Annotated in this window: 8 protein-coding genes; all 8 read right to left on the bottom strand. The window is 70.0% G+C overall.

Translation table 11 applies throughout. The features are described 5' to 3' along the window. Positions 1 to 345: 345 nt before the first annotated feature. The 8 genes from leuB to ilvG all read right to left on the bottom strand — a co-directional run bounded on the left by leuB (position 346) and on the right by ilvG (position 8,965). Positions 346 to 1,404 (bottom strand): 3-isopropylmalate dehydrogenase, encoded by a 1,059-nt coding sequence (leuB, locus tag RSA25_RS00395; protein WP_332806937.1) that lies wholly within the window; start codon positions 1,402 to 1,404, stop codon positions 346 to 348. Continuing rightward, entirely contained in the window at positions 1,394 to 1,972 is a 579-nt protein-coding gene (leuD, locus tag RSA25_RS00390; protein WP_332806936.1) for a 3-isopropylmalate dehydratase small subunit, read from the bottom strand. Before leuD ends, leuB begins: the two co-directional genes overlap by 11 nt. Then, positions 1,972 to 3,393 (bottom strand): 3-isopropylmalate dehydratase large subunit, encoded by a 1,422-nt coding sequence (gene leuC, locus RSA25_RS00385; RefSeq protein ID WP_332806935.1) that lies wholly within the window; start codon positions 3,391 to 3,393, stop codon positions 1,972 to 1,974. Before leuC ends, leuD begins: the two co-directional genes overlap by 1 nt. Before the next feature lie 34 nt (positions 3,394 to 3,427). Beyond that, a complete protein-coding gene (locus RSA25_RS00380; protein WP_332806934.1) occupies positions 3,428 to 4,213 on the bottom strand; it encodes a methyltransferase domain-containing protein in 786 nt (261 codons plus the stop codon). 9 nt (positions 4,214 to 4,222) lie between these two features. After that, complete coding sequence (locus RSA25_RS00375) at positions 4,223 to 5,779, bottom strand: 2-isopropylmalate synthase (protein ID WP_332806966.1); 1,557 nt, start codon at positions 5,777 to 5,779, stop codon at positions 4,223 to 4,225. Beyond that, positions 5,773 to 6,870, bottom strand: coding sequence for a threonine dehydratase (locus RSA25_RS00370; protein WP_332806933.1), 1,098 nt, complete (start codon positions 6,868 to 6,870; stop codon positions 5,773 to 5,775). Before RSA25_RS00370 ends, RSA25_RS00375 begins: the two co-directional genes overlap by 7 nt. Before the next feature lie 117 nt (positions 6,871 to 6,987). Next, on the bottom strand, positions 6,988 to 7,248 hold the full coding sequence (locus RSA25_RS00365; protein ID WP_332806932.1) for an ACT domain-containing protein: 261 nt from the start codon (positions 7,246 to 7,248) through the stop codon (positions 6,988 to 6,990). Further along, positions 7,232 to 8,965, bottom strand: a complete 1,734-nt coding sequence (gene ilvG / locus RSA25_RS00360) for an acetolactate synthase 2 catalytic subunit (RefSeq protein ID WP_332806931.1) — start codon at positions 8,963 to 8,965, stop codon at positions 7,232 to 7,234. The genes RSA25_RS00365 and ilvG overlap by 17 nt, the downstream gene beginning before the upstream one ends. Between the last annotated feature and the right edge of the window lie 19 nt (positions 8,966 to 8,984).

The following is an 8,984-nucleotide window of genomic DNA, read 5'->3' as shown; positions in this document are numbered from 1 at the left end:
CGTTACCGGATGTTGCGCGGTTACGGGCGGTCGTTTGGGAACCGACCCTACCACCGTCGAGGATCGCTACAGGCGCGCCAACACCGCGTCGGTGGCCAGGGTGGTGCTGACCGCTGCGCCCTTGGCCGCCAGCGAAGCGGAATGAAACAGCGCCTCACCGGCATCCCCGGAGGACGCCGGTGAGGCGGTAGGGTCGGTTCCCAAACGACTGCCGATACCGTTGATCGGTGCATTGACGCCGGGACCTCTTCGGGGAAACGCCCTTCGTTTCTGGTCATGCGTTACCGGATGTTGCGCGGTTACGGGCGGTCGTTTGGGAACCGACCCTACCACCATCGAGGGTCGCTACAACCGCGCCAACACCGCGTCGGTGGCCTGGGTGGTGCTGACCGCTGCGCCCTTGGCCGCCAGGTCGGCGGTGAATACACCGGCATCCAGCGCCGCATGCACGGCCGCTTCCACGGCCGCTGCTTCCTCTTCCAATCCCAACGAATGGCGCAGCAGCATCGCTGCGCTGAAGATCGTGGCGTACGGGTTGGCGATGCCCTTGCCGGCGATGTCCGGTGCCGAGCCATGGATGGGTTCGTAGATGCCCACCGCGCCCGGCTCGCCCAGCGAGGCCGAGGGCAGCAGGCCCAATGAGCCGGCCAGCATCGAGGCTTCATCGGTGAGGATGTCGCCGAACATGTTCTCGGTCACGATCACGTCGTACTCGCGCGGCTTGGCCAGCAGGTGCATGGCCATCGAATCGACCAGCTGGTGCTCCAGCGCCACGTCCGGGAATTCCTCGCGGCCGATCCGCGCGGCCACGTCGCGCCACAGGCGCGAGGTTTCCAGCACATTGGCCTTGTCCACCGAGGTGACCTTGCCGCGCCGTGCCTGGGCCAGGCGGAAGGCGCTGCGCAGCACGCGCTCGATTTCGCCCACGCTGTAGCTGCACAGGTCGCTTGCGCTGTTGGCGGTGCGGGTCTTCTCGCCGAAGTAGATGCCGCCGGTAAGCTCGCGCACCACCACGAAGTCCACCCCGCGCAGCAGCTCGGGCTTGATCGGCGAGGCATTCAACGCCGCCTCGTGCGTGCGCACCGGGCGCAGGTTGGCGTACAGGCCCAGTGCCTTGCGGATGGCCAGCAGGCCTTGCTCGGGGCGCACCTTGGCGTTGGGGTCGGACCACTTCGGGCCGCCCACCGCGCCCAGCAGGATCGCCCGGGCCTGGCGGCAGGCGTCCAGCGTGGCGGCCGGCAGCGGCTCGCCATGGCGGTCGATGGCGATGCCCCCGATGTCGTGTTCGCTGAAGTTGAAGGTGTGGCCAAAGCGGTCGGCCACCGCGCCCAGCACCGCCACGGCGGCGGCGGCGACTTCCGGACCAATGCCGTCACCCGGCAGTACGACGATGTCAGCGTGCATGTTCACTCTCGTAACGTTCGATTTCAGAGGTGCGGCCCAGCAGATACCCCAACTGGTCCACGCCTTCCAGCAGGCAGGTCTGCGAGAAGCCGTCCAGCGGGAAGGTGTAGACGCGGCCATCGGGCGTGCGCAGCTCGCGCGCGGCGATGTCGATGGTCAGCACATCGTCCGGGCGCTGCATCAGCGCCTGCACGTCGGCCTCGGCCAGCACGATCGGCAGCAGCCCGTTCTTCAGCGAATTGCCACGGAAGATATCGGCGATCTCGCTGCTGACGATGGCGCGCAGGCCCAGGTCGGTCAGCGCCCAGGGCGCGTGCTCGCGCGAGGAACCACAACCGAAGTTACGCCCGGCCAGCAGGATGCTGCGCCCGGCATTGTGCGGCTGGTTGAAGGCAAACGCAGGGTTGGGCGTGCCGTCGGCCTGCCAGCGCCAGTCATTGAAGGCGTGCTTGCCCAGGCCCGCGCGCTCGGTGGTGGACAGGAACCGCGCCGGGATGATCTGGTCGGTATCGATGTTGGTCTCGCGCAGCACCACGCTGGTCGAGGTCAGGGTACGGAAGCCGCTCATCAGGCCACCTCCCGTGCCGCGTACAGTTCACGCGGATCGGCCACTCGCCCGTTCACGGCCGCCCAGGCAGCGGTCATCGGCGAGGCCAGCAGGGTGCGCGAGCCGGGGCCCTGGCGGCCCTCGAAATTGCGGTTGCTGGTGCTCACCGCCAGTTGGCCGGGCGCGACCAGGTCGCCATTCATGGCGATGCACATCGAGCAGCCCGGCTCGCGCCACTCGGCACCGGCGGCGCGCACGATCTCGTGGATGCCTTCGGCCTCGGCCTGGCGCTTGACGATCTCCGAGCCGGGCACCACCAGCATGCGCACGCCCGCGGCGACCTGGCGGCCCTGCAGCACCTGGGCCACCTCGCGCATGTCGCTCAGCCGGCCGTTGGTGCACGAGCCGACGAACACCACGTCCACCGGGGTGCCGGCCAGGGTCTGCCCGGCGTGGAAGTGCATGTAGTCCAGGCCCTTCTGGTCGGCGGCATCGTTGGCCGCCGGGATCGGCTGGTCCACCGCGATCGCCGTGCCGGGGTGGGTGCCCCAGGTCAGGGTGGGGCGGATGTCGGCGGCCTCGACGTGGACCTCCACGTCGAAGCGCGCGCCGGCATCGCTGCGCAGCTGCGACCAGGCGGCCACGGCGGCGTCGAAGGCGGCGCCCTTGGGGCCGCGCGGGGTGTTGGCCACCCAGTCGAAGGTGGTCTGGTCCGGGGCGACCATGCCCGCGCGCGCGCCGGCCTCGATGGACATGTTGCACAGGGTCATGCGCTGCTCCATGTCCATCGCCTCGATGGCGCTGCCGCGGAATTCCAGCACGTGGCCGGTGCCGCCGTTGACGCCGATCACGCCGATGATGTGCAGCACCACGTCCTTGGCACCGACGCCGGGTGCCAGAGGGCCATCGACGGTGATCGCGAAGGTCTTCGCCTTGCGCTGCAGCAGGCACTGCGTGGCCAGCACATGGCCGACTTCGCTGGTACCGATGCCGAAGGCCAGCGACCCGAACGCACCGTGGGTGGAGGTGTGGCTGTCGCCGCAGACGATGGTCATGCCCGGCTGGGTGAAGCCTTGTTCCGGGGCGATCACGTGCACGATGCCGCGGTTGTCCGAGGCCATGTCGAACAGCTCGATGCCGTGCTCTGCGCAGTTGCGCGCCAGCATCGCCACCTGGGCCTCGGAGGCGGCGCTGGCATAGGGCAGCTTGCCGTCGGCCCCGGCCGGCAGGGTGGGGGTGGAGTGGTCCATGGTGGCCTTGGTCCGGTCCGGGCGACGCGGCGCCAGGCCGCGCTCACGCAGTTCGGTGAAGGCCTGCGGCGAGGTCACTTCGTGGATCAGGTGCAGGTCGATGTACAGCACGGCGGGCGCGCTGTCCGATTCGGGCACGACGACGTGGGCGTCCCACAGTTTGTCGTACAGGGTGCGGGGAGCTGGGGTCATGGGATGGCCTTGCTGTGTTCGTGTAGAAGATAGGTCAAACGGTGCGCAGGCGCGCATCGAAGCGCAGCCGCACGTAGTCGGCGGTCCACTGGTTGCGTGCATCGCATTGGGTGGGGGCCAGCAGCGCCACCGCATCGTCGATCACGCGCTGGCGCTGGTGGGCGTCCAGGCCGGCCAGGAACGGCGAGGCGAAGGTGCGCAGCCAGCCGCGCATGCCGGTGGGCAACGCGGTGGGCCGCGCCACCGCTTCGATGTACCGCACCTGGAAGCCCTGCGCGCGCAGCCGGTCGGCATGGTCGTCGGCGCTGGGGAAGTACCACGGGAACGCCGGCACCGCGTGGCCGTTGCTGGCCAGGGCGGCCTGCAGCGCGCTGGTGATGGCCACCACGTTGCCGTGCCCGCCCATCTCGGCGACGAAGCGGCCGCCGGGCCGCAGCGCGCGGGCCACGCCGGCGATGACCTGGTCGGGGCCCCTCATCCAGTGCAGGGCGGCATTGCTGAACACCGCATCGAACTGGCGATCGAAGGCCAGTGCGTGGGCATCCATGACATGCGCGTCGATGCCGCGGGCGCGCGCGCCGCCGACCAGCTCCGGCGAGGCGTCCACGCCGGTGATGTGGGCACCGCTGAGCGCCAGGTCGAAACTCAACACGCCATCGCCGCAGCCCAGGTCGAGGATGCGTTCACCGCGCTGCGGATCGAGCAGGCGCGCCACCGCGCCGCCGAGCACCGGCACGAAGCCGGCGTCGATGGCGTAGTCGTGGGCGTTCCATTGCTGGCCGGCATCGCAGGGCGGGCTGAAGGAATCGAAGGCGCTCATGGACACTCCTTATGCCGCGGCGCTGGCCGCGGGTTGTTCGGTGGTGGCGCTGCGCTGGCGCAGCAGGCGGTTGGCCACGTCCAGCCAGGCCAGGGCGGAGGCTTCGATGATGTCGCGGCTGGTGCCGGTGCCTTCGTACTCCACCCCATCGTGGCGCACGCTCAGGTTGGCCTCGCCGCGCGCATCGGCGCCGATGCCCACGCTGTGCACGTGGTAGCTGTCCAGCATCAGCTGCACGCCGGTGGCCGCCGACAGCGCGCCGAACAGCGCATCCACCGGGCCATCGCCCTGGGAGGTCTCGGCCACGCGGTTGCCGTCCGGGTCGGACAGCTCCACCAGTGCATTGGCACGGCTGCCGACATCGCTGATGGTCATCGAGGCCAGGCGGTAGCCGTTCTGGGTGGCGCTGCCCTGCATCAACACCTGCAGGTCCGCATCGGTGACCACGCGCTGCTGCTCGCACAAGGCCTTGAACTGCTCGAACACGTGCTTCAGCTCGTCCTCGTCCAGCCAGAAGCCCAGCGCACGCAGGCGCTGCTCGACCGCGGCGCGGCCGCTGTGGCGGCCCAGCACCATCTGCGAGGACTCCCAGCCCACGTCTTCCGGGCGCATGATCTCGTAGGTGCCACGGTGGCGCAGCATGCCGTGCTGGTGGATGCCTGACTCATGCGCGAACGCGTTGGCCCCCACGATGGCCTTGTTGCGCTGGACCGGCATGCCGACCAGGCGCTGCAGCAGCTGCGAGGTGGAGACGATGCGCGGGGTGTTGATGCGGGTGTCTTCCTCGTAGAAAGCGTTGCGCACCTTCAGCACCATCGCGATCTCTTCCAGCGAGCAGTTGCCGGCGCGCTCGCCGATGCCGTTGATGGTGCATTCCACCTGGCGTGCGCCGCCTTCGATGGCGGCCAGCGAGTTGGCCACGGCCAGGCCCAGGTCGTTGTGGCAATGCGCGCTGAAGATGATGCGGTCGCTGTCCGGCACCCCGGCGATCACCCGCTGGAACATGCTGCGGATTTCCTCGGGCGTGGTGAAGCCCACCGTATCGGGCAGGTTGATGGTGGTGGCGCCAGCGGCCACGGCCACGCGCGCCACCTCGATCAGGAAGTCTTCCTCGGTGCGGGTGGCATCCTCGGCGGAAAACTCCACATCGTCCACGTAGCCGCGGGCCAGGCTCACGTGCTTGTGCACCGATTCCAGCACCTGCTCACGGCTCATCCGCAGCTTGTGTTCGCGATGCAGCGGGCTGGTGGACAGGAACACGTGCAGGCGCGCGTTGGCGGCCGCCTCCAGGGCCTTGGCCGAGGTCTCGATGTCGGTGGCCAGGCAGCGCGACAGCACCGCCAGGGTGGGCCGCCGCACTTCGCGGCCGATCATGGCCATGGCCTCACGGTCGGACTGCGAGCTGGCCGGGAAGCCGGTCTCGATGACGTCCACGCCCAGCTCGTCGAGCGCACGGGCCATCACCAGTTTCTGCTGCGGGCTCATGCTGCAGCCGGGGGATTGCTCGCCGTCGCGCAGGGTGGTGTCGAAAATTCTAATGCGGGGGGAGTTGGGCGTGGTCACCAGGAGGTCTCCTCGACAGCGATGTCGGATGGGGTCACAAAGGAAGGGGAAGGGGGGATGACAGGGGGCAGGGCGAGCGCGGTGGGCAGCGGTAGTCGGGTGCGCTCGCTGGCGCGGCGGCGCGGTTTGCGCGGCGGGCGCGGGCGGATGTCGGCCAGCAGCTGGGCCAGCACGGTGGCATCGATGTTGCCGCCGGACACCACCGCGCACTTGCGCTTGCCGGCCACGCGGCGGCCGGCGGCCAGCGCCAGCGCGCCGGCGCCCTCGGCGATGACGTGCTCTTCCAGCGCCAGGCGCACCAGGGTCTCGCGCAGTTCGGCCTCGCGCACGATCACCACGTCATCCAGCAGCGCGCTGCACAGCCTGCGGGTCAGGAAGCCGGGAATCTTCACCTTCACGCCGTCGGCCAGCGTGGCCACCGGGTCGATCTCGCGCACGTCACCGGCGATGGCGCGGGCCATCGAATCCACGCCCTCCACCTGCGCGCCCACGATGCGCACGCCCTGCGACTTCAGCGCCAGCGCCACGCCCGAGGCCAGGCCGCCGCCGCCGATCGGCACGATGACCACGTCCGGTGCGTGCGGGGCCAGTTCGATGCCCAGGGTGCCCTGGCCGGCGATCACGTCCGGGTCGTCGAACGCGGACAGGAAGCGGTAGCCGTGCTGGTCGGCCAGGGCGCGTGCGAAGGCGAAGGCCTCGTCGTAGCTGTTGCCATGCTGGCGCACCGTGGCGCCCCAATGAGCCACGCCGGCGATCTTGGTGGCCGGCGCGCCGTGCGGCATCACGGTGATGGCCGGGATGTCCAGGTGGTAGGCCGCCCACGCCACGCCCTGGGCGTGGTTGCCGGCCGAGGCGCAGATCACCGGGCGGTCATCGCCGCGCTCGCGCCCGGCCAGCAGCGCGTTCAGTGCGCCGCGCACCTTGTAGGAGCCGGTGCGCTGCAGGTTTTCCAGCTTCAGCCACACCCCGAAACGCTCGGCGTAATGCAGCGGGGTGGGCGGCAGGTAGCGGCGCAGGCGGGCCTGCGCGGCCAGCACGTCGGCCACGCTTACAGCGGCTACGTCCGGTTCCGGGTTGGCGTGGTCACCGGGCATGGCGCACCGGGCCACGCTGAAGGGGCGCGCCGGGAAGGCACGGCCGCTGACATGCGGCACCGCCCGGTGCCGGGAGAAACAACCTCCGTACCGGCGCCGTGACAACGGCGCGGGCGTTCATGCCGATACTCCGGCGTCGGGTTCCAGCGCGCTGACGCGCACCGACACACAGTCGTAGATCTTCTCGATTTGCCGGCACAGGGTCTCCGGCGGGCGGCTGCTGTCCACCACCATCTGCAGGTGCCAGCGGCCCTGGTCGGCGGCATTGGGCGCACCGGCGATCGCGCGCGGGGCGAAGCCGCGGCGTTCGGCCATGCCGATCACGCGCAGCAGCGCGCCTTCGGCGGGCACCAGCACCAGGTCAAGCCGGTATTGCATTGGGGAACTCCTGGGACTGATGGGCAGGGTTGCTTTCCAGCATGGTGCTGTTGGCGTTGTTGGGCGGCACCAGCGGCCACACGTTGGCGCGCGCATCGATGGCCACGTGCAGCAGCGCCGGGCCCGGCTGGGCCAGCAGCGCGGCCAGGCCGCCCTCCACGTCGTCGCGTGCCTCGATGCGGGTGGCCGGGATGCCGAACACCTGCGCCAGGGCGGCGAAATCGGGGTTGTCGGACAGGTCGATCTCGCTGTAGCGCTCGGCGAAGAACAGCTCCTGCCACTGGCGCACCATGCCCAGCGAGCTGTTGTCCAGCAGCACGATCTTCACCGGCAGGCGGCAGCGGCCGATGGTGGCCAGCTCCTGCACGTTCATCATGAAACTGCCGTCACCGGACACCAGCACCACGGTGCGGTCCGGGCAGGCGAACTGGGCGCCCATCGCGGCCGGCAGACCGAAGCCCATGGTGCCCAGCGCGCCGCTGGTCAGGTGGTTGCGCGGGTGGTTGAAACGGCAGTGCTGGGCCACCCACATCTGATGCTGGCCCACGTCGCAGGCGATGATCGCATCGGCCGGTGCCAGTTCGCTCAGGCGCTTGAGCAGGGCCGGGGCATAGATGTGCTTGCCCGGTGCGTCATAGCGTGCGGCAAAACGCTCGCGATGGCCGGCACACCGCTTGCGCCATGCCGCCTGCGCGGCGGGGGCCGCCACCGCGCCGGTCAGCGCACGCAGCGCGGTGCCCACGTTGCCGGGCACCGCGATGTCGGCGGTGCGCAGCTTGGAGATCTCATACGCATCGGCATCGATGTGGATGACCCGGGCGAACGGGGCGAACTCGTTCAACTTGCCGGTGGCGCGATCGTCGAAGCGCGCGCCCACCACCACCAGCAGGTCGCTTTCCTGCACGGCCATGTTGGCCGCGCGGGTGCCATGCATGCCCAGCATGCCCAGGTAGTGCGGGTGCTGCGCCGGCAGTGCGCCCAGCCCGCGCAGGGTCAGCACGGTGGGGATCGCACTGGCCTCGACGAAGGCACGGAAATCGTCCACCGCATCGCCCAGCGCGACACCGCCGCCGGCATAGATCACCGGCTTTTCGGCGGCGGCGATCGCGGCAACGGCGTCGTCGATCGCGGTGGCCTGCGGTGCCGGCGGCGGGCTGATCGTCGCCGGCATGTGGGCCGGCAGGTGCGTGGCATCGGCGATCTGCACGTCCTTGGGCAGGTCGATCAGCACCGGCCCGGGGCGCCCCTCGCGGGCGATGCGGAAGGCCTCGGCGACCACGCGCGGCAGGTCGTCCACCGAGCGCACCAGCCAGCTGTGCTTGACGATCGGCAGGGTCAGGCCGAACACGTCCAGTTCCTGGAACGCGTCAGTGCCCAGCAGCGGGGTGGCGACCTGGCCGGTGATGCAGACCATCGGCACCGAATCCAGCATCGCATCGGCGATGCCGGTGACCAGGTTGGACGCGCCGGGGCCGGAGGTGGCCACGCACACGCCCACCTGGCCGCTGGCGCGGGCGTAGCCGTTGGCAGCCAGCGCCGCGCCCTGTTCGTGGCGCACCAGGATGTGCTTCAGCCCTGAATCCACCAGGGCGTCATAGAACGGCATGATGGTGCCGCCGGGGTAGCCGAACAGCGTATGCACGCCCTCGGCTTCCAGGGCCTGCGTCAACCAGCGTGCGCCGTTGCGGGGCGCGCTGCTGTGTGCGGAGGTATTCATGCGGTGACCTTTACGAAAG

The sequence above is a fragment of the Stenotrophomonas sp. genome (genome assembly GCF_036662295.1).
Lineage (GTDB): Bacteria > Pseudomonadota > Gammaproteobacteria > Xanthomonadales > Xanthomonadaceae > Stenotrophomonas.
The sequence above is the reverse complement of the archived record's forward strand: the minus strand, read 5'-3'. Positions and strand labels throughout refer to the sequence as shown.